General features: G+C 68.7%; 24 protein-coding genes. 12 read left to right on the plus strand and 12 right to left on the minus strand.

What is annotated here, in order from left to right; genetic code table 11:
- Nucleotides 1-141: 141 nt before the first annotated feature.
- The 4 genes from FB559_RS15550 to FB559_RS15565 form a co-directional block, all read right to left on the minus strand.
- Entirely contained in the window at nucleotides 142-696 is a 555-nt protein-coding gene (locus FB559_RS15550; protein WP_185792228.1) for a hypothetical protein, read from the minus strand.
- A gap of 221 nt (nucleotides 697-917) precedes the next feature.
- Nucleotides 918-1,343 carry a VOC family protein gene (locus FB559_RS15555; RefSeq protein ID WP_185792229.1) on the minus strand — a complete coding sequence of 142 codons (426 nt, stop codon included), beginning with the start codon at nucleotides 1,341-1,343 and terminating at the stop codon, nucleotides 918-920.
- A 180-nt stretch (nucleotides 1,344-1,523) separates the two neighbouring features.
- A complete protein-coding gene (locus FB559_RS15560; protein WP_141956284.1) occupies nucleotides 1,524-2,105 on the minus strand; it encodes a DUF1707 SHOCT-like domain-containing protein in 582 nt (193 codons plus the stop codon).
- Between the two features lie 239 nt (nucleotides 2,106-2,344).
- Nucleotides 2,345-2,740: a hypothetical protein gene (locus FB559_RS15565; RefSeq protein ID WP_141956285.1), complete on the minus strand. Its 396-nt coding sequence runs from the start codon at nucleotides 2,738-2,740 to the stop codon at nucleotides 2,345-2,347.
- Between the two features lie 228 nt (nucleotides 2,741-2,968).
- On the opposite strand from FB559_RS15565, the gene FB559_RS15570 reads away from it, so the two are divergent.
- Complete coding sequence (locus FB559_RS15570; protein WP_141956286.1) at nucleotides 2,969-3,466, plus strand: levansucrase; 498 nt, start codon at nucleotides 2,969-2,971, stop codon at nucleotides 3,464-3,466.
- Between the two features lie 31 nt (nucleotides 3,467-3,497).
- Nucleotides 3,498-4,079, plus strand: a complete 582-nt coding sequence (locus tag FB559_RS15575; protein ID WP_141956287.1) for a hypothetical protein — start codon at nucleotides 3,498-3,500, stop codon at nucleotides 4,077-4,079.
- A 64-nt stretch (nucleotides 4,080-4,143) separates the two neighbouring features.
- Here the strand turns inward: FB559_RS15575 and FB559_RS15580 are convergent, their stop codons facing one another.
- Both FB559_RS15580 and FB559_RS15585 read right to left on the minus strand, forming a co-directional pair.
- Complete coding sequence (locus tag FB559_RS15580) at nucleotides 4,144-4,713, minus strand: riboflavin biosynthesis intermediates N-glycosidase (protein ID WP_141956288.1); 570 nt, start codon at nucleotides 4,711-4,713, stop codon at nucleotides 4,144-4,146.
- Between the two features lie 79 nt (nucleotides 4,714-4,792).
- Nucleotides 4,793-5,065, minus strand: a complete 273-nt coding sequence (locus FB559_RS15585; protein WP_141956289.1) for a hypothetical protein — start codon at nucleotides 5,063-5,065, stop codon at nucleotides 4,793-4,795.
- Nucleotides 5,066-5,112: 47 nt separating this feature from the next.
- Between FB559_RS15585 and FB559_RS15590 the strand changes: the two genes are divergently transcribed.
- Nucleotides 5,113-5,388: an FHA domain-containing protein gene (locus FB559_RS15590; RefSeq protein ID WP_141956290.1), complete on the plus strand. Its 276-nt coding sequence runs from the start codon at nucleotides 5,113-5,115 to the stop codon at nucleotides 5,386-5,388.
- 32 nt (nucleotides 5,389-5,420) lie between these two features.
- Here the strand turns inward: FB559_RS15590 and FB559_RS15595 are convergent, their stop codons facing one another.
- Nucleotides 5,421-6,272 carry an SDR family oxidoreductase gene (locus FB559_RS15595; protein ID WP_141956291.1) on the minus strand — a complete coding sequence of 284 codons (852 nt, stop codon included), beginning with the start codon at nucleotides 6,270-6,272 and terminating at the stop codon, nucleotides 5,421-5,423.
- Between the two features lie 102 nt (nucleotides 6,273-6,374).
- Here FB559_RS15595 and FB559_RS15600 point away from each other — a divergent pair, with 102 nt between their 5' ends.
- The 4 genes from FB559_RS15600 (at nucleotide 6,375) to FB559_RS15615 (ending at nucleotide 8,789) form a co-directional block, all read left to right on the plus strand.
- The gene (locus FB559_RS15600) at nucleotides 6,375-6,827 is read left to right on the plus strand and encodes a MarR family winged helix-turn-helix transcriptional regulator (RefSeq protein ID WP_141956292.1); all 453 of its coding nucleotides are present in this window, start codon (nucleotides 6,375-6,377) and stop codon (nucleotides 6,825-6,827) included.
- Between the two features lie 212 nt (nucleotides 6,828-7,039).
- The gene (locus tag FB559_RS15605; RefSeq protein WP_141956293.1) at nucleotides 7,040-7,453 is read left to right on the plus strand and encodes a YbaB/EbfC family nucleoid-associated protein; all 414 of its coding nucleotides are present in this window, start codon (nucleotides 7,040-7,042) and stop codon (nucleotides 7,451-7,453) included.
- Nucleotides 7,450-7,791: a WXG100 family type VII secretion target gene (locus FB559_RS15610; RefSeq protein ID WP_141956294.1), complete on the plus strand. Its 342-nt coding sequence runs from the start codon at nucleotides 7,450-7,452 to the stop codon at nucleotides 7,789-7,791. The genes FB559_RS15605 and FB559_RS15610 overlap by 4 nt, the downstream gene beginning before the upstream one ends.
- A gap of 32 nt (nucleotides 7,792-7,823) precedes the next feature.
- Nucleotides 7,824-8,789 (plus strand): hypothetical protein, encoded by a 966-nt coding sequence (locus FB559_RS15615; protein WP_141956295.1) that lies wholly within the window; start codon nucleotides 7,824-7,826, stop codon nucleotides 8,787-8,789.
- A gap of 580 nt (nucleotides 8,790-9,369) precedes the next feature.
- Here the strand turns inward: FB559_RS15615 and FB559_RS15620 are convergent.
- Together FB559_RS15620 and FB559_RS15625 are read right to left on the minus strand one after the other, a co-directional pair.
- Nucleotides 9,370-10,008 (minus strand): maleylpyruvate isomerase N-terminal domain-containing protein, encoded by a 639-nt coding sequence (locus tag FB559_RS15620; protein ID WP_141956296.1) that lies wholly within the window; start codon nucleotides 10,006-10,008, stop codon nucleotides 9,370-9,372.
- A gap of 46 nt (nucleotides 10,009-10,054) precedes the next feature.
- Nucleotides 10,055-10,537 (minus strand): hypothetical protein, encoded by a 483-nt coding sequence (locus FB559_RS15625; protein WP_221640037.1) that lies wholly within the window; start codon nucleotides 10,535-10,537, stop codon nucleotides 10,055-10,057.
- Between the two features lie 423 nt (nucleotides 10,538-10,960).
- On the opposite strand from FB559_RS15625, the gene FB559_RS15630 reads away from it, so the two are divergent.
- Both FB559_RS15630 and FB559_RS15635 read left to right on the plus strand, forming a co-directional pair.
- Nucleotides 10,961-11,494 carry a GNAT family N-acetyltransferase gene (locus FB559_RS15630; RefSeq protein WP_246121629.1) on the plus strand — a complete coding sequence of 178 codons (534 nt, stop codon included), beginning with the start codon at nucleotides 10,961-10,963 and terminating at the stop codon, nucleotides 11,492-11,494.
- Between the two features lie 70 nt (nucleotides 11,495-11,564).
- The gene (locus FB559_RS15635; RefSeq protein ID WP_185792230.1) at nucleotides 11,565-12,464 is read left to right on the plus strand and encodes a proteasome assembly chaperone family protein; all 900 of its coding nucleotides are present in this window, start codon (nucleotides 11,565-11,567) and stop codon (nucleotides 12,462-12,464) included.
- A 60-nt stretch (nucleotides 12,465-12,524) separates the two neighbouring features.
- Here FB559_RS15635 and FB559_RS15640 read toward each other — a convergent pair whose 3' ends face one another.
- On the minus strand, nucleotides 12,525-12,869 hold the full coding sequence (locus FB559_RS15640; RefSeq protein ID WP_141956297.1) for a hypothetical protein: 345 nt from the start codon (nucleotides 12,867-12,869) through the stop codon (nucleotides 12,525-12,527).
- Nucleotides 12,870-13,037: 168 nt separating this feature from the next.
- A complete protein-coding gene (locus tag FB559_RS15645) occupies nucleotides 13,038-13,310 on the minus strand; it encodes a hypothetical protein (RefSeq protein WP_141956298.1) in 273 nt (90 codons plus the stop codon).
- A 172-nt stretch (nucleotides 13,311-13,482) separates the two neighbouring features.
- Here FB559_RS15645 and FB559_RS15650 point away from each other — a divergent pair, with 172 nt between their 5' ends.
- From FB559_RS15650 to FB559_RS15660, 3 genes are read left to right on the plus strand one after another with little or no spacing between them, the layout of a single operon-like run.
- Entirely contained in the window at nucleotides 13,483-14,322 is an 840-nt protein-coding gene (locus FB559_RS15650) for a DUF5919 domain-containing protein (protein WP_141956299.1), read from the plus strand.
- Nucleotides 14,319-15,149: an inositol monophosphatase family protein gene (locus tag FB559_RS15655; protein WP_141956300.1), complete on the plus strand. Its 831-nt coding sequence runs from the start codon at nucleotides 14,319-14,321 to the stop codon at nucleotides 15,147-15,149. Before FB559_RS15650 ends, FB559_RS15655 begins: the two co-directional genes overlap by 4 nt.
- A gap of 51 nt (nucleotides 15,150-15,200) precedes the next feature.
- Complete coding sequence (locus FB559_RS15660) at nucleotides 15,201-16,130, plus strand: glycoside hydrolase family protein (RefSeq protein ID WP_221640039.1); 930 nt, start codon at nucleotides 15,201-15,203, stop codon at nucleotides 16,128-16,130.
- Here FB559_RS15660 and FB559_RS15665 read toward each other — a convergent pair.
- Complete coding sequence (locus tag FB559_RS15665) at nucleotides 16,107-16,859, minus strand: sulfite exporter TauE/SafE family protein (RefSeq protein ID WP_246121630.1); 753 nt, start codon at nucleotides 16,857-16,859, stop codon at nucleotides 16,107-16,109. The two genes, FB559_RS15660 and FB559_RS15665, sit on opposite strands and share 24 nt — an antisense overlap.
- Nucleotides 16,860-16,880: the final 21 nt, after the last annotated feature.

Consider the following 16,880-nt stretch of genomic DNA (forward strand, 5'->3'; position numbering starts at 1 on the left):
TTTCCTCCAGCGACGAACCGCGGGGCGCGCCGAGCAGTTCACGCGAGATGAACGGCTGCACCGGCACGGGGAGCGGGCGCACCGGCGGAGGTGGTCAGGGGCTTGGGCGGAAGCCGGGGTGTGGCCGATGCCGAACGTCGGTCACGGGGCGGCGCCCGCCGGGAGGAGACCGGCTGCCGCCGCCGGCCGGACGAACACGTCAAGGAAATGCAGGGCGACGGCGCCGCCGGCGATCGCGACGGCCGGGGCTATCCAGGCTGCGGTGCGAGAGCGCCGGGCCATGAGTCCGAGGATCACGATGATTATTCCGGTCGACCACCAGGCGATGTCACTGTGCAGCCGGGCGGCGTCGGCTTCAATCAGGCAGGGCCGGTCCAGCCGCTGAATGTAGGCGCACAGCTGTGCCGAGGTCGGATCGTAGGGCAGGCCTCCGGGGGAGGTCTGGTACAACTGCCAGAACACCAGGCCCGCGGCGACGACGATCAATTGCAGGCGACTCAGCTCGGTCCCGAGCCTGCGCCCCGCCCACCATTCGTACGCCGCGACCGCCGTGAACCCGACCACCAGTCCACCGAGCGTGGCCGTCGTAACCAACGCGCTGCTCCGGTACGTCACCGCCGCAGCGATGATCACGGCAAAGAAGCCACCGATGGACACGAAACCCGCCTGGCAGGACGCCCACCAGGAACGCGCCATGCGGGGTATCGGCGTCGGGACGTCAGGTGCTAGGAACGAATACCCCGTGGCGCGCATACGGTTCCCCCGTCTGGGTCGATGCCCTCATTGAATACCCCCGCAGCGGACCATCTGGCACACGCTGCCCGAATCCGGCCATGTGCGCCGGGCGATGGATGAAACACGCGATCAAGGCATCGACATCTCGTGCCGTCCCCTGGAAGCGGTGTAGACCAACCTGTTCAGCGGTCTGCGGGCGCGCGGTTCCCTTCAGGGGGCCCGAGCAGGTCCCAACGATTGCCGGCGATGTCCAAGAACACGGCGACCCGTCCGTAGGGCTCTGTACGTGGCGAGGTGACGAACTCGACGCCTGCGGCCACCATGCGTTCGTGGGCAGCGTCGAAGTCGTCCACCTGGAGGAAGAACCCCACCCGGTCGGCGACCTGGTTTCCGACCGCGGCGGCTTGATGCTCGCCGTCCGCGCGTGCGAGCAGGATGCCGGTTTCGCCGCCCGGCGGCCGGACGACGACCCACCGCTTTGGGCGGCCGTCGTTCGTCAGCGATGGCGAGTCCTCGACCAGATCGAAGCCCAACGCGTTGACGAAGAACTCGACGGCTCGGTCGTAGTCGTCCACGACTATCGCGACCAGATCGACTCGCACCTTCATGATCCTAGGAGTGTGGGGCGCGACCGGCTCGGTCCTTGGTCGCGTAGCGATCGAAGACCGGCCGCCCGTACGCGAGCGCCATCCGTTCCGGATCGACGCCCCAGATCTCGCTCGCGCGCATCGCCGCGGCCGCCGACACGACCTGTCAGGGTCGGGATAGTGCCTAAGGGGCCTGCCGCGTCATGCCGACCATCGGGTGCCGATCCGGCCGTGTCGTATTCGGCCTACCAGGCGGACGTGCAGCGTCTCCGGCGTGCCGTCGCCCGCGTCCCTGGTGATCGCTAGATTGCTGTGCCGTACCGACAGTTCGTTCGCGTCCACCACCATGCCCGGTGCGAGGACCAGCTCCACGTTGCCGCCGCTTACCCGCAGCTCGATCACCAACTCGGGCCCGCTGCGTACCGCGCTGGTCAGGTCCAGCCTCACGTCGCACCACGCGGTACGCAGCGCCAGCCGGTGCGGCAGCGTCCACCGGCCGTCGAGGCGCACCGCGCCGTGCTTCTCCTTGATGGTGAGCAGTTCGGCGGCCGGCGTCCTGGCGAGTGTCAGCGCGTTGTCGCTGCCCGGCATCGCGATCAGATCGGCGGTGAGCGGAGCCAGCGCGTCGACGGTGCGGGTGACCAGCGCCGCGCTCAGCCGCTCGTCGAACTCGACCGGGTCGAGCCGGCCGTCGGTGACAGCGGCGCGTAGCAGGTCGATCACCCGGTCACGGTCCGCGTCGGACGCGCGTAGCGCGGGTGAGCTGGACGGATCTGCCGGCATCCGGTCTCCTCAACGGCGACGCGGTGGCGCCACGCCACCGACATTCCACGTTATATCGCGAGTCGGCGGCCATCAACGAGAGGTATGCCGGAATGGTGCCGATCACAGCGTCCGGATCGGGCGTCGACGTGAACCTTCTCGGCCGCCGTTGGTCACGTGGTCATCGCCTACGCGCTCCGGCGACCCGATCGAGTACCTCCTGCGGGGAGCTCGACCTGTCCGGGCCGGAATACGAACGGTCAGGCGCCGCCCTTGGTACCCATCGCCCTGACCGCGATGATCACGACCAGCATGATCATCATCGACGTGACGACCCACGTCATCGACGCCTTGCTGGGTTTGGTCGTCGGGTCCTTGAGCCAGCGGTAGTAGTCACGGGTGATCTGGCCGCGTACCGGGGCTAGCGCGAGGGGAAAACCGACGATGAGCGCCGCGTACAGGAAGAGCGTCTCGGCCAACGTGTGACTCTGGACGAGGGAACGCGAGCCGACACAGACGATGCCGATGACCGGCATCCAGAACTGCTTTCTGCGGTACTCCGGAATCTGGATGATCCACTGCATGCCGACAAGATTGAAAAGAGTGGCGCCCACCGCGATGAGAATCCATGCGCTGGTGGGCAACGACAAGAACATCCAGGCTCCTTCAGGGATCGGCCACGCACTTGACGCGGGACCGGCACCGTCGTTCCGGACGGAGGCCAGGACAGGATACGGATGAGCCGGAAAGAGACCGGCGGAGGGACCGAGCAGACCGTACGTCCATGGCCCGGCGACTAGGTCTAATAAAGCGCCTCGGACCCGTAGTGACGCCGGGTGGCAGTTCTCGTATGCTCCTCACACTTTGTGAGGAGATAGATGATCATGAGCACCAACCGCGGTCTCGACGAACTCGGCATGCGTCTGACGGAGGACGGCTGCGAGGTCCGGACCGACCAGGTCGGGGGACGTCCCGCTCTCGTCGGTCATCGCGTGGACTTCCTGCCGCAGATGCTCTTCTCCCGGATCCACCTCTACACCGTGGCCGCCGACCTCGAACGGGTCACCGGTGACGACGTGTGGGGCTTCGCGGCCGAGGTCTCCCGCTACGTGACGAGCACGTCGAACAGCCTGCGCGGCGCGCAGAGCGGGATCGCCGCTTTCAGCGTCCTCATCAGCCCGAACGTCACCGGCGACGCGATCGAGGCGAGTTCGGGGAAGGCGCCCGTACGGTTCGCGCTACGCGTCCAACCGGTGGTCGTGGATGCCTCCAACGGTGCGGTGCACACCAACCGCAAGGGCCAGGTCTTCGGCTTCATGATGAACGGCCATCTGCGCCGCAAGGTGAACCTCTACCTTCCCGCCCCGGCGACCACGGCCTGAACCATCACTACTTGGGCACCGAGGAGAGCGGATGACGTTCCGGCAGCACGTTGAGCAGGTCGCCGTGCGCGCCCTGGCCGAGTTTCCCGCGGAGGCGGTGCCCGCGATCTATACGGTCACGTTCCGGATCGACTGCGTGGACCAGGACCCTCGGTTCCCCTATCTGGCGATCGGCTACAACACCGAGACCGAGGTGGCCCGGCTGCTGGCGTCGCCGAGTCCGCCAGACGCTTGGGAGGCCCGCTGGAACTACGCCTACTTTCCGCCATCCGGGCTGGAGGGGACCCACATCGCCGGCCACGATCACGTACGCGATCCGGCCGGCGCCGAGTCGCACCGGCGAGAGGCGGTGACACAGGGCCTTTGGTACGAGGACGCGGACGACCTCTCCGAGCAGGAGAGGGACGAGCGAGGAGAACAGCTCGAGGCCCAGTTCCACGCGCTCTGTGTCGACGTGGCGCGCCGGCTCCACGGCCAGATCGCCAAAGTCATAGGACGGCCAGTGCCGGTGGTTCTCTACGACATGTTCAACCCCGACGAGATGTTCGCTCTCACCAAAGCCGCAAACCCGGCAGAACTGGTCGCGGAGTTCCTGACCGAGGACCCGGGCTGACGACCCCTCACGGCTGGGCGGATCAGCGTCCGGCTTTCCGCCTCGCTGGCAACGAGCAGGGACCTCATCGACCTTCGGCGAGCCGGGTGCGCGCCTCCATGAGGGCGAAGCCGAGCAGGTTGAGGCCTTTCCACAGGTGGGGTTGCGTCGCATGGTCGTCGTCGGCGGCCATGCCGATGCCCCAGATCCGGTCCAGTGGGCTGGCTTCGACCAGGATTCGTGATCCGGTGCCGAGCAGATAGGCCTTCAGCACGGGGTACCGGCCGAACTTCGCGGCGTTACCGGCGGCGACGATCTCAAGGCGTCGAGCGACCCACGTGGCCTCATCGAACGCGCTGATCTCCCGGCCGAGTTCCTTGGCCTGCCGCGGATGGCCCGCCTCGACGATGCGGGCGAAGGTCTCCTCGTCACCGAACAGCCGTGCCTTCTGCGCCATCATCCAGTGCTCGGCGGTGCGGTAGGTCACTCCGTCGACGGTGAAGGGGTATCCCTCATACCACTGGCTCAGGCAGCCCTTGCCGACGGAGGCGGACGGCTGATGACCCCAGAAGAACAGGTATTTCATCCGATGCCCCTGCTCCTGCAGACGACAGACGTCGGCGACGCTACGCGGTCCGGGTTCGGTGATCGGCATGCGAGGACCATCTCGGATCCCCTCCGGACAACGCAACCTCGACGAGAGGAGTCACGGGCGGCCCGGCCGTCCTGCCTGTTCAGGCGTCGTCCACGAGCCCCATCGCGTTGGCGAATCCGGCTATGAACTCGCGAAACTCAGGATCCGTCTCGTCGGCGGCCATCTCGGCCAGCTCCCCCGCCGACCGCTGCCGGTCCGGTGGGGACAGCCGGCTCAGAAGATGCGCGGCGTACTCCATCTGCTTGAGGGCAATCCGGTCTTCGAGTACCGACTCGTCGCACCTCTCGAAGAACCACGTGTAGGCCACGACCGCCTTGAGGAGCTGTCTCACCAGCTCCGGAGATTCACTCACCCGGACAGCCTGCCCGGTCTGCGCCCGCTCGGCATATATTTCCCTCGATGCCCGCGATAGCCGTAAAACTCGCCGGACTGACGTCCGTCTTCCACGACCGATTCGCCATCGGCACACGTTCCGACTGTGACCTGGTGCTCTACGACCAGGATGCCAGCCCACTGCACGCTCTGGTCGTGCCGGACGAGAACGGCTGGCAGGTCGAGGACATGGGCTCCCTGCGCGGCGTACGCGTCAACGGCCGGCCGTGCGCGACCGCCCGGCTCGAAAAGGGCGACCGGGTACGGCTGGGAAGCACGACTCTTGTCATGGTCCCGATCTGACCCGCCTATCGCAGTCGAGAGGCGGCGTCCGGTCAGCGGGGCCGGAAGGCGTCGGCGTTGCGGACGCACCAGTCCCTGAACGACGCGGGACGGCGGCGGAGCAGCTGCGAGACGGTGTCCGTACGAAAGCCGACCGTGTCGGCGCGCATCAGCAGAAATCCCTCCGTGATGGCGTCGACCAGCGCCGGGGGTGCGCTGGCGGGGAAGCGGGATCGGACGGCCTCCTCAGGCGAGGTCGGTGAGCGGACCTCGATGGGGGCTCCGATCACCTCGGCGATGATCTGGACCTGCTCGGTGACGGTCAGCGTCTCGTCTCCGGTCAGGGAGTACGACCTGCCCGGATGTCCGTCCTCGGTCATGCAGACCGCGGCGACGGCAGCGATGTCGGCTGGGTCGATCGGTGCGAAGCGCCCCGGGCCGATCGGGTCGACGACGTACCCGTCGCGGATGGTGCCGGTCCACTCCAGGGCGTTGGTCATGAAGCCGCCAGGGCGCAGGAACGTGGCCGGTATCCCCGAGGCGCGGATGATCTCTTCGCGTTCGTGGTGCCAGCGGCCCATGGCGGGCATCGGGTCGCCCAGGACGTTCGTGGAGGACAGGTGGACGATGTGACGCACACCGGCATCCTGCGCGGCGGCGACGGCATGGGCCACGGGGGCGGTGTCGATGCCCGGCGTGAGCAGGAACAGGCGGTCGACCCCGGCGAAGGCGGGTGCCAACGTCGCGGGTTCGGTCAGGTCCGCGACGACGCGTTCGGCCGATTCGGGCAGGCCCGCGGCGCGGGCCGGGTCGCGGACCAAGATGCGCGCCTTGGCACCCCTCGCGGAGAGCTCGCGTACGAGTGGGCGGCCGATGTTTCCGGTGGCGCCGGTGACCAGTAGCATAGGGCTCCCTAAAGTCGCTTGCCGTCTAACGATCAATGCCAGGAGAACGTTAGCCGGTAAGTGATTAGCCGTCAATCGATCGAAAAGACAGCGGAGATGCGCATGCCCGAGTTCCTCGACCTGCACAGCAGAACGTCGAAGGTGCTACGGGCCGTGGCCGAGGGCGCCATGCAACGTCATGGCCTGCACCTCGGCCAGAACCACCTGCTCGCGGCGCTGTGGGAACAGGACGGCCGCACGCCCGGTGAGGTGGCCGCCACGCTGAACGTCACCACGCCCACCGTGGTCAAGATGGCCACCCGCATGACCACCGCCGGGCTGCTCACCCGCCGGCGCGACGACAAGGACAACCGGCTCGTACGGCTCTGGCTCACCGACGCCGGGCGCGCGCTGCAGGAGCCGATCGAGGCAGAACGGCATCTGATGGAAGAGCAGATCACCGCCGGCCTCACCGACGCCGAACGCGAACACCTCCTCAGCGCGCTTGCGAAGATCCACGATTCGGCGAGCGACCTGCTGAGCCGGCCGATCAGCGCCGACCCGGCCGGCGCCTGAGAGCGTCAGACCTGCTCGAGCCGCCCGGTGTCTCCCTTGAGATGGCCGTCGTCGACGGCGGTCGCGAGGGTCCGTTCGTCGAGGGCGGGCGCGGCGACGAGCACAGCCGCAGGTCGAGGCAAGGATGATGTAACGCGGACTTAACGCACGGAGCTTTCCTGGCTAACAGATGATCAACAACAATCGATCATTACCTGTGCCCAGGAGGCTCGATGGAGGCGTTCGGTGGTTCGCCGGGCGGCGGCTCGGTCAAGGATCTGGTCTCGCTGATCGCGGAGCAGAACACGCGGCTTCGGGAGACGCAGGCGCAACTGACGCAGCTGCGCGGGATAGGCTGCTCCGCCGACGAAAGAGTACGGGTCGAAGTGGATCGCTTCGGTGCCCTCGCCGAGCTGCGGATCGACCCGCGCGCCATGCGGCTGGGGTCGGAGGCACTGGCCGAGGCGATCCTCGACGCGGCCCGGCAGGGCGCACGCGACGCCGAGGCGCGGGCGGAGGAGATGATGCGACCGTTGGTCGAGGAGATGACGGAGACCACAAGGATGGATCCGGGTCGTGCCGGGTTCGCCGGACCGGAGCTGGAGGACATCCTTGACGTCCTGCGGGACGTACGGCGCGGCGTGTGACCCCACCGATGCACATCGACCACGCCGAACTGCGGCAGGCGGCGCTGGCTTTCATGAAGGAAGGGCAGGACCTCGCCGACACGGTGGACCACCTGCTGGGAAAGATCGACGAGCTGGGTGACATCTACGGCGATGACGACCCGGGCCGCGAGGCGAAGAAGGCCTTCACCCAGGCACGCGAAGAGGTCGTACGGTACTCCGGCGCGCTCTGCTCGGCCTACGGTGCGGTCGGCGACAACCTGTCGCTCATGAACGAAAACGTCGTCGTGGCCAACTGGAACATCATCGCGTCCCTTCCCACGGTCGACGTGTCGACCGTGCCGCGGTTCGGCCCGTGACACCGGAGGACGTCCTCCTTTGGGTGGCGGGGGTGAAGATGCCCGCGGCCGACACCGACGGCGTACGGACGGCGGCCGGCTACTACCGGCAGATCGCGGATGCCATCGACGGCGCCGGAGGGGTGATGAACACCATCGCCGGGCAGGTGAAGAGCCACAACGAAGGCGAGGGACCGGCCGCGTTCGACCGCTTCTACAACGAGGGTGACGGTACGACGGCGCTGTCGCACTACCCGGGGGAGGTCTCCGCGTACGTACGCAAGGTCGGGGACGCCCTTGAGGAGTACGCCCGCGTGAACGACGAGACCCGCGAGGCGCTCTGGGTGCTGGCGATCCAGATGTATGCGAACGTCGTCGCCACCATCTTCTACGGCTGGCTCACCGGCGCGATCGAGGCGCGGCTGCTGAAACTGATCACCCAGGCCCGCTGGTACGCCGGAATCCGCAGCGTGCTGGTACGGACGCTGATCGAGAGGGTGACCTACGCGCTGACCGACAGTGTCGTGTACGCGGGAGGTCAGCAGCTCCTCCAGGCCGGGATCTTCGGAACGAGCCTCGCCGTGGGAGTCGACCACAGGACCCTCACGAACGTGGCCGGCTACGACCCGTTCTCGGCCAAGGCGAACGCCGTGCAGTTCGCCGACGGGTTCGTCGGCAACATGGCCTATGACGGCGTCGCCGACGCGCTTCCCGGCTTGAATCCGGCCTCGGCGTACCGGCAGAAGTTCGGAAAGTACTTCCTGCGGCAGCCCGGGTTCAAGGGGGCGGTCAGTGGCCTGACGACGCGGATGATCGCCTCGAACGCCTACACGTACGCGAGCAACGTCACCGACTCCTACCTGGAGGGCGACGGGGACGGCTGGACGGATTTCCCCACGCTCCACCAGGAGGCCGCCAAGCTCTTCATCCACACCCCGCGGATCTTCGTGAAGTACCCGTTGAAGTGGAAGAACTGGCCGAGCGTGAGCGGACAGGTCGGCGGAACCGGAACGCCCTGACTCGCGTTCAGCGACCGGTCGGCCCAGGGCCTGTCTCATAGTCGTGCTGGTTGCCGTGTTGCGCCGCCTGGGCGGCGACTGGGCGGCGACACCCCGGCGTTATCCACAGAACCCCGCTCTACTTCCGCCCGCCGCTGTTCTGGCTGGACAATGAGAGTGGGATGGCACCCCCGGGCGGGTGGGCTCCAGGTGGGTGGGCCCCACGACCGGTGGGCCCCACGACCGGTGGGCCCCACGACCGGTGGGCCCCACGACCGGTGGGCCCCACGACCGGTGGGCCCCACGACCGGTGGGCCCCACGACCGGTGGGCCCCACGACCGGTGGGCCCCACGACCGGTGGGCCCCACGACCGGTGGGCCCCACGACCGGTGGGCCCCACGACCGGTGGGCCCCACGACCGGTGGGCCCCACGACCGGTGGGCCCCACGACCGGTGGGCCCCACGACGGGTCGGCTCCACGACCGGTCGGCTCCACGACCGGTCGGGGCCCACGACGGGTCGGCTCCACGACGGGCCGGGGCCCACGACGCGCGAGGCCCAGACAGGCCGCGGCTCAGACCGAGGAGCTCGAGACGGACCCTAGAGCGCGGAGATCGAGGAGGGAGCGCGCTCCGCGCGGGAGAGCGCACGCAGGACGTTGGTCGCGCCGTGGCGGCGGAGCGCGATCCGTGACAGCAGGTCGACGACGGTCTCGGTGGCCTCGGCGGGCAGTTCGGGCGTCGGCGCCCCCACGCTGTAGGCGAGATCGTCGGAGTGCACGGCGAGCTCCAGAAGCCGGCTCGTCACGAAGTCGTCCAGGCTGAGCGAGAACGCCCCCCAGGAGGAGCGTCGCACCGGCCGCGGCGGGGCGCCCGGCAGGTCGGTCCGCAGCTTCTCGACGGCGGCACGCGCTTCGGCCGCGAGCGCCGCTGGGCCGTCGGCCGCGATTTTGCGCCCGCCGTCCCGTATCCCCGTGTTGAACTCGTCCTCGAGATCCGATCCGATCCAGCTCGCCCGCGCGTAGTACTCGTGGATCGAGATGACCTCTTCCTCGGCCGCCGGCCCGGAGAGCATCTGCGGAACGAAGAAGATCTGGGCGGCCAGATGGCCCGCGAGGCCCTGGACGTCGAGCTTCGCCAGCGCGCTGGGCTCCTCCCACGCCGCGGCCACCTGAGGTGCGGCGATGAGTTCCGCCGCCGAAGCCGCCGCCGCGAGGTAGAGCTCTCTGACCTGCGCCATTCCGAGGCCTCCCGGGATCTGCGTACGAACGGCAAGATCGCCGAGTTTATCCGCCGGCGTCCGGACCCACGTCTTCGCGGTGGCCCTGCCGGACCGGGTCGGCCTCGGCGGTCCGCCATTCGTAGGCGCGGATCACCCGCGCGGTCGGATCCGGTGCCGCAGGGTCGCGTCGGCGGTCGGTGAGGAGGAAGTCCTCCAGCTCGAACGCGGACGCGTGGTCGCGCTCGCTCAGGAGGAAGGTCCCACCGGTGGCGGTCGCGTCCCATCCGCGCTTCAGGGCGTAGTCGATGACCGCCCGTACGTCACGCGGCTGGGGGTAGGCGTTGTCGGTGGCACACGCGGTCCACGGCGAGGCGCAGCTCTTCGACAGCAGGTCCGCCTCCAGCGCGTGGCTGTTCTTGCCGCCGCCCCACACCCGAATCCGTATGCATCGGTGGCAGTCCCCCTCACCGGGCACATGGCCGATACGGGCCGTCCACACGAAGTTCCGGTCACCGACGCGCAGTCTCCGTAGTCGCTCTCGCACCACACCGACCAGTATGCGGCCACGCCCCGTCCGGCAGGGAAGGGGGCGAGCGGCGGGTGGGACCAGTCGCTCTCTGCTGCGAAACCCGGTCGGCCAGTCGGTCGCGAACACCCGCTGGCCCGTACGCCCGCTCTGACCTGCGGCTCGGCTCGGCCCCCTTCTCCTAATATCTGCCCGGTACGTCCGGTGTGTACGGGCGGTCGGCCGTCTTGGCCGAGCTTGGCCTCCCGCGGCACGACGATTTGAGAATTAGGCGACGATATTCATAGCGTCATCGTCGGCTCCCGCTCGTTAGGCCCTGAGTACGGGCCGGTTCGACGAGGTCATCGCGCCAAGAGCGTTTCGTACGGGCCGGGACCGGTGAGGTTGTCCCATTGCGCAGCTTGTTTCAAGGAGGAGAGACCGCTGGCGAGCATCGCCATTGAGTTGCATGACGCCGACCCCGACGAGGCCGCTCGGCGGGTAGACGAATACAGCGACCTGTACGCCGAGGTCCACGCCGGCCCGCCGTACTCCTGGGGGCCGGAGTACGCCGATCTGTTCCGCCGCCGTTTCGAGACACAGCGGCAGCAGGAGGGGTTCGCGCTGGTCGAGGCCAGGACCGCGGGCACGCTGATCGGGATGGGTTACGGCGTCGGTCTCGTGCCGACGACCCCCTGGTGGCAGAACCTCCTCGGCCCGCTGCCGCCCGATGTCACCGAAGAACGGCCGGGCCGCACGTGGGCGATGGCCGAGCTGATGGTGACCGAGCACTGGCGGCGGCTCCATCTAGCCGAGGCCATCCACGATCGGCTGCTGGATGGCAGGCCCGAGGAGCGGGCTACGATTACCGTGCTTCCGGCCGCGGCGGCCGCCCAGGCCGCCGTACTGAAGTGGGGCTGGCAGAAGCTCGGCCAGAAGCGGAACCCCCTGCCCGGCGCGCCCGTCTTCGACGTCCTGGTGAAGGCGCTCGGACGGTAGCGGGCCCAGGCGAGGAATTCACCCCGGACGTTTTGCGTTCGTACAACCATTGACGGGCTAGGGAGGATTCGTGGCGGACCAGACGGAGTTGTACACGTTGGCCGAGGAGATTCCCGAGCTGGAACGGCCGGTGTTGCTGTACTTCCTGGACGGGTTCATGGACGCGGGCGGTGCCGGACGCCTCGCCACCGAGCATCTGGTGAGCTCGATGAGCCCGCGGACGGTGGCGACCTTCGACGTCGACTCGTTGATCGACTACCGGTCCCGCCGGCCGCCGATGACCTTCGACACGACCCACTGGGTCGACTACCAGGCGCCCGAGCTGACCGTGCAGGCATGCGAGGACGCCGTCGGCGTGCCGTTCCTGGTGCTGACCGGGCCCGAGCCGGACCGGTCGTGGGAGCGGTTCAGCGCCGCGGTGGTCTCGCTCACCGAGCGGCTCGACGTGAGTCTGTCGGTGGGACTGCACGGCATTCCGATGGCGGTGCCGCACACGAGAGAGACCGAGCTGACCCCGCACGGCAACCGGCCCGACCTGCTCGGTGAGAGCACGTCGTGGATCAGCCGCGTCGAGGTGCCCGGCAGCGCGAGCGCGCTGCTCGAATACCGGCTGGACGCGGCGGGCCACGACGCGATCGGGTTCACCGCGCATGTGCCGCACTACCTCGCCCAGGCGGAGTACCCCTCCGCGGCGATCGCCCTGCTGAACGGCATCACCGCCGCGACCGGCCTGGCGTTCCGCACGAGTGCGCTGGAAGAGGCCGCGGTGCTGGCCAAGAAGCAGATCGACGAGCAGGTCGCCGCCTCCGACGAGGTGGCCGAGGCGGTACGCGGCCTGGAGGCGCGCTACGACGCCGTCGCCGCGGCGGCGAGCAGCAGCCTGCCGCTGGCCGCTCCGGGCGCGCGCATGCCGGACGGCGACGAGATCGCCGCCGAATTCGAGCGCTTCCTGGCCGAGCAGGAAGAGTAAGACATCCGAAACAAAAGAGGGGTCCGGCGACGCCGGACCCCTCTTTCGCGCGGACAGACCCTAGCCGTCGCAGGCCGACTTGAGCTCCGCGCCGGCGTTCGTCAGCGGTGCGACGTCGGGCATCTTCGGCGTGGTGCTGCCACCGCCGGCGATCGACTTCACCTGCTGGCCGAGGTTCTCGAGCGCGGTCGCGGCGTCATTCGCGGCCTTCTCGACCTTGTCGTCGCCGGAGTCCTTGCCCTGCTGGCGCATCTGGTTGGCGCCGTTGGAGTACGTCTCGGCGAGGCCGTTCGGGTCGCTGATCTGCGTCATGCCCTTCTTGCTGACGTCCGTGATGGTCTTCTGCAGCTTGCCGCAGGCAGCTTTTTTGTCCGCGCTGCCGCACGCGGTGGCGGAGAGTGCCAAGGCCGCGGAAATAGCACATACTCCGGCGACTCGTACGGCTGATATACGCACTGAACTCGACTCCTTGCCATGGGGGCGTCATAGAGCCGGCGGCGGGCTGTTCCCTGGCCGCCGGCGAGGATCCGTCTCTTTCGACACCACACGCTTAACGGTGGTTCCGTATTCCTCTCACATTTCGGAGGAAATCGCGTGCCGAACGTCCACAGCGATCAACTTTGCCGCGCCGGCCGGATCGGACACCGTGTGCCGCCGCCGGCCGTCGTGCCATTCGAAGAAGCCCTCGTCGACGTCGATCGAGATCCACAGCCGCCGCTGCGTACGGCGGAGGCGTACGGCGAGGGCGGGCTTGGCGTCGCTCATGCCCACGTCGAGCCCGAGCTGCGCGAGCTCTCTGCACAGGACGGCGAGTAACCGCACCCCTTCGGTCTGTTGGATGCTCATCGCCCCCGCTCGTCGGCCACTGCAGACAGCATCGCGTTACTCGGCGCCTCATCGCGATGCCTGAGCGGAGGCGTCTTCAACGCCAGTGTCTACTCTTCGTCTCGACTTGGTCTCGTTCCGTAATGGAACGTCCTATCCTTGACACCGCAGACGCCACGAGAAAGGGCGGACGGTGTCAGCTCGGCCGATCCTGCTCCAAATCCTGCTGCAACAGCGGCAGTGGCACCGTTATGGGATCTTCCATGCCGCGTACGACGACGCGGCCCGGAAGATCGGCCGTGATCTCATCGGTACGGCGCCGAGCCGCGCGCAACTGCACCGCTGGACCTCCGGCGAGCTGAAGCGGCTCCCGTACACCGATCATTGCCGCGTGCTGGAGCACATGTTCCCCGGCTGGACGGCCGATCAGCTCTTCGGGCCGTGCCCGGACGACGTCCTCTCCGGCTGCCCGTCGAGGACCGCCCCCGGCGGTGACCTGGCCGATGTCGTGGCCGTCTTCCCGACCCGTGCGGACTTCACCAGCACAATGCCGCCGCACGCCTTGTTCGACGCGGCCAAGGACGTACGGGCGGCCGGCCTTTCGCTCAACCTGATCTGTCAGCAGTATCCGGACCAGCGGCTCCACCGTCTGGTCGAGAACGGCGCCGAACTGCGGTGTCTGTTCCTCGACCCGGACGGCGACGCCATTCAGGCGCGTGAGCGCGAAGAGGGATATACCGACCATCACCTGGTCATGTTGACCAAGCTGAACATCGAGGTTCTCTCCCGGGTGCGCGACCGGCTGCCGGACGACGCGAAGGATCGCCTCTCCCTCGCGGTCTACGACGAGACCATCCGGTTCGGCATCGTGCTGATCGACGGCGAGACGTGCGTGGCGCAGCCGTACCTGCCGCAGGCGCGCGGAGTGGATTCGCCGACCTTTGTCCTACGTCGATGTCCGGAAAGCCCGGGTCTTTACAGCACATTTGAGCGGATCTATACCGAATTATGGGATCGGAGCCGGCCGGTATGACGGCCTCGCCCGGAGCACTGCTCCCGGCCGCAATCGAGGCAGTCGCCCTCGCCAACGAACTCATTCGCTCCCGGTTGCCGGGTCCGCTGACCGCCAAGGGCGACCGGGACATGGCCACCGAGCTGGACTTCGCCGTCGAACGGACGGTCCGCGGCCACCTGCGCGAACGGACCCCGGGTGTGGCCGTCCTCGGCGAGGAGGAGGGGGTCAGCGGCGACCCCGACGCCGAGCTGATGTGGGCCCTGGACCCGATCGACGGCACGGCCAATCTCGTGCACGGTATGCCGCTGACCGGCGTCTCGCTGGGATTGATCCATCGGGGTCGTCCGATCCTGGGCGTGATCGACCTGCCCTTTCTCGGCGTCCGCTACTGGGCGGTCGAGCACACGGGTGCGTACGCCGGCGACCGCCGGATCGCGACGAGCCGTACGGCCAGGCTGAACGAGGCCATCGTGGCGGTCGGCGACTACGCCGTGGGAGTGGACGCGGACGAGAAGAACGGCCTGCGCCTGGCGCTCAACGAACAGCTGGCCGGCCGTGTCCAGCGGGTGCGCATGCTCGGTTCGGCCGCCATCGACCTGGCCTGGGTGGCCGACGGCAAGCTCGACGCGAGCATGACGATGTCGAACAAGCCCTGGGACACCGCCGCCGGTGTCATCATCGCGCGTGAGGCGGGCGCCGTGGTCGTCGACCAGGACGGCTCGGACCACACCTCTTCCTCGGCCGCGACGATCGCGATGGCCCCGGGCGTGGCCGAAGAACTCCTCGCGCTGGTCGCCTGGACCCAGGAGGAGGTGACGGCGCTCCGGACCCGCCGCGGTGCCTGAGACGCGCCATCGCCCATTGCCGCCGGCGCGGCCGGGGGTGATCATCGGTCCATGGGTGAGTCCGGAAGTCCGCCGTTTCCGCCGCCGTTTCCGCCGCCGTGCCTCGATCGGTCGCGCCTGGTCCTCGCTCCGCCCGGAGAGGGCACGGGTTACTGGGCGGGCGCGCCCAGCGTGTGTCTCGCGGATGGGGTCATCCATCTCGCCTACCGGCTGCGGGCGCCTGTCGGGAAGGGGCGCGGGTACGCGGTGGTGGTGGCACGCTCGGCGGACGGCGAACACCTGGAGACGCTCGCCGTCATCGAGAGCCGCGCATTGGCGGCCGAGTCGCTGGAGCGGCCCGCTCTTGTCCGGACTCCCGACGGGCGATGGCGGCTCTACCTCAGCTGCGCCACCCCGGGGACCAAGCACTGGCGGGTCGAGCTGATCGAGGCGGACGACCCGCGCTCCTTCGATCCGGGCGCCGCCAGAGTCGTGCTGCCCGGTGACGAGCGGGTCGGCGTGAAGGACCCGGTGATCATCCGGCGGGACGGCCGGTGGCACCTGTGGGCGTCCTGTCACCCGCTGGAGGATCCCGACGAGGCCGATCGGATGGTGACCGACTACGCCACCAGCGACGACGGCATCGCGTGGACCTGGCGGGGCACCGCGCTGGACCGTACGCCGGGGCGATGGGACTCACGGGGCGTACGGGTCGCGGCCGTCGTCCCGCACGGTGGGCGCGTTCTCGCCTGGTACGACGGCCGGGCCAGCGCGGCGGAGAACTGCGAGGAACGGACCGGGATCGCCGCCGGAGACGGTTTCGGGAGCCTCGTCCCGCAGGGCTCCGCCCCGGTCGCCGGGTCACCGTACGGGGGCCTGCGTTACCTGTGTGCGCTCCGTCTGCCGGACGGCGGGTGGCGTGTGTACTACGAGGCGACCCGCGCGGACGGGGCGCACGAGCTACGGACCGAGCTGCACTCAGGAGTAGGCGTCGACGCCTAGCTTGACGGCGACCGCGATGCCGCAGACCACCACGACCACGCGCAGCGCCTGGCCGGGCAGCCGCCGTACGAGCGAGGGACCGACCCAGCCGCCGGTCAGGAAGCCGGCCGCCAGAGGCAGCACCGCGCTCCAGCGCACCGGTCCGAAGAAGGCGAAGCCCAGCGCCGCGACGCCGTTGCTCAGACCCGACACGACGTTCTTGACCGCGTTGATCCGCACCAGCGGGAGCTCGATCATCGCGCCGAGGATGGCGAGCATCAAGATCCCGCCGGCGGCGCCGAAGTACCCGGTGTAGATCGCCACCGCGAACACCGACAACCGCAGCGGAACGCTGTGCTCGCCTCCGACGCGCGCGACCGCGCCGGCGATGCGCGGCTGCACGAGGAGGACCAACGACGCGACCGCGATCAGCACCGGCGCGATGAGTTCGAAGGTGCCGGACGGCGTCACCAGGAGTAGCGCGGCCCCCGTCGCACCGCCCATCGCGGTGAGGAGGCTGAGCCGCAGGACCCGCCTGCGCTGTCCGGCCAGCTCCCGCTGGGATCCCGCGGCCGCTCCGACAGCGGTGAACATCAGGGCCATGGTGTTCGTCACGTTGGCGCTCAGTGGCGGGATGCCCATGGCCAGCAGCGCTGGGTACGACACGATCGACGCGAGGCTCACGACCGTGCTGACGATCCCGGCCAGAATCCCCACGCCGACCAGGATCAGGACATCGGTGACGATCACGGCACCACCCAAGCACAGGGG

This window comes from Actinoallomurus bryophytorum, from assembly GCF_006716425.1.
Taxonomy (GTDB): domain Bacteria; phylum Actinomycetota; class Actinomycetes; order Streptosporangiales; family Streptosporangiaceae; genus Actinoallomurus; species Actinoallomurus bryophytorum.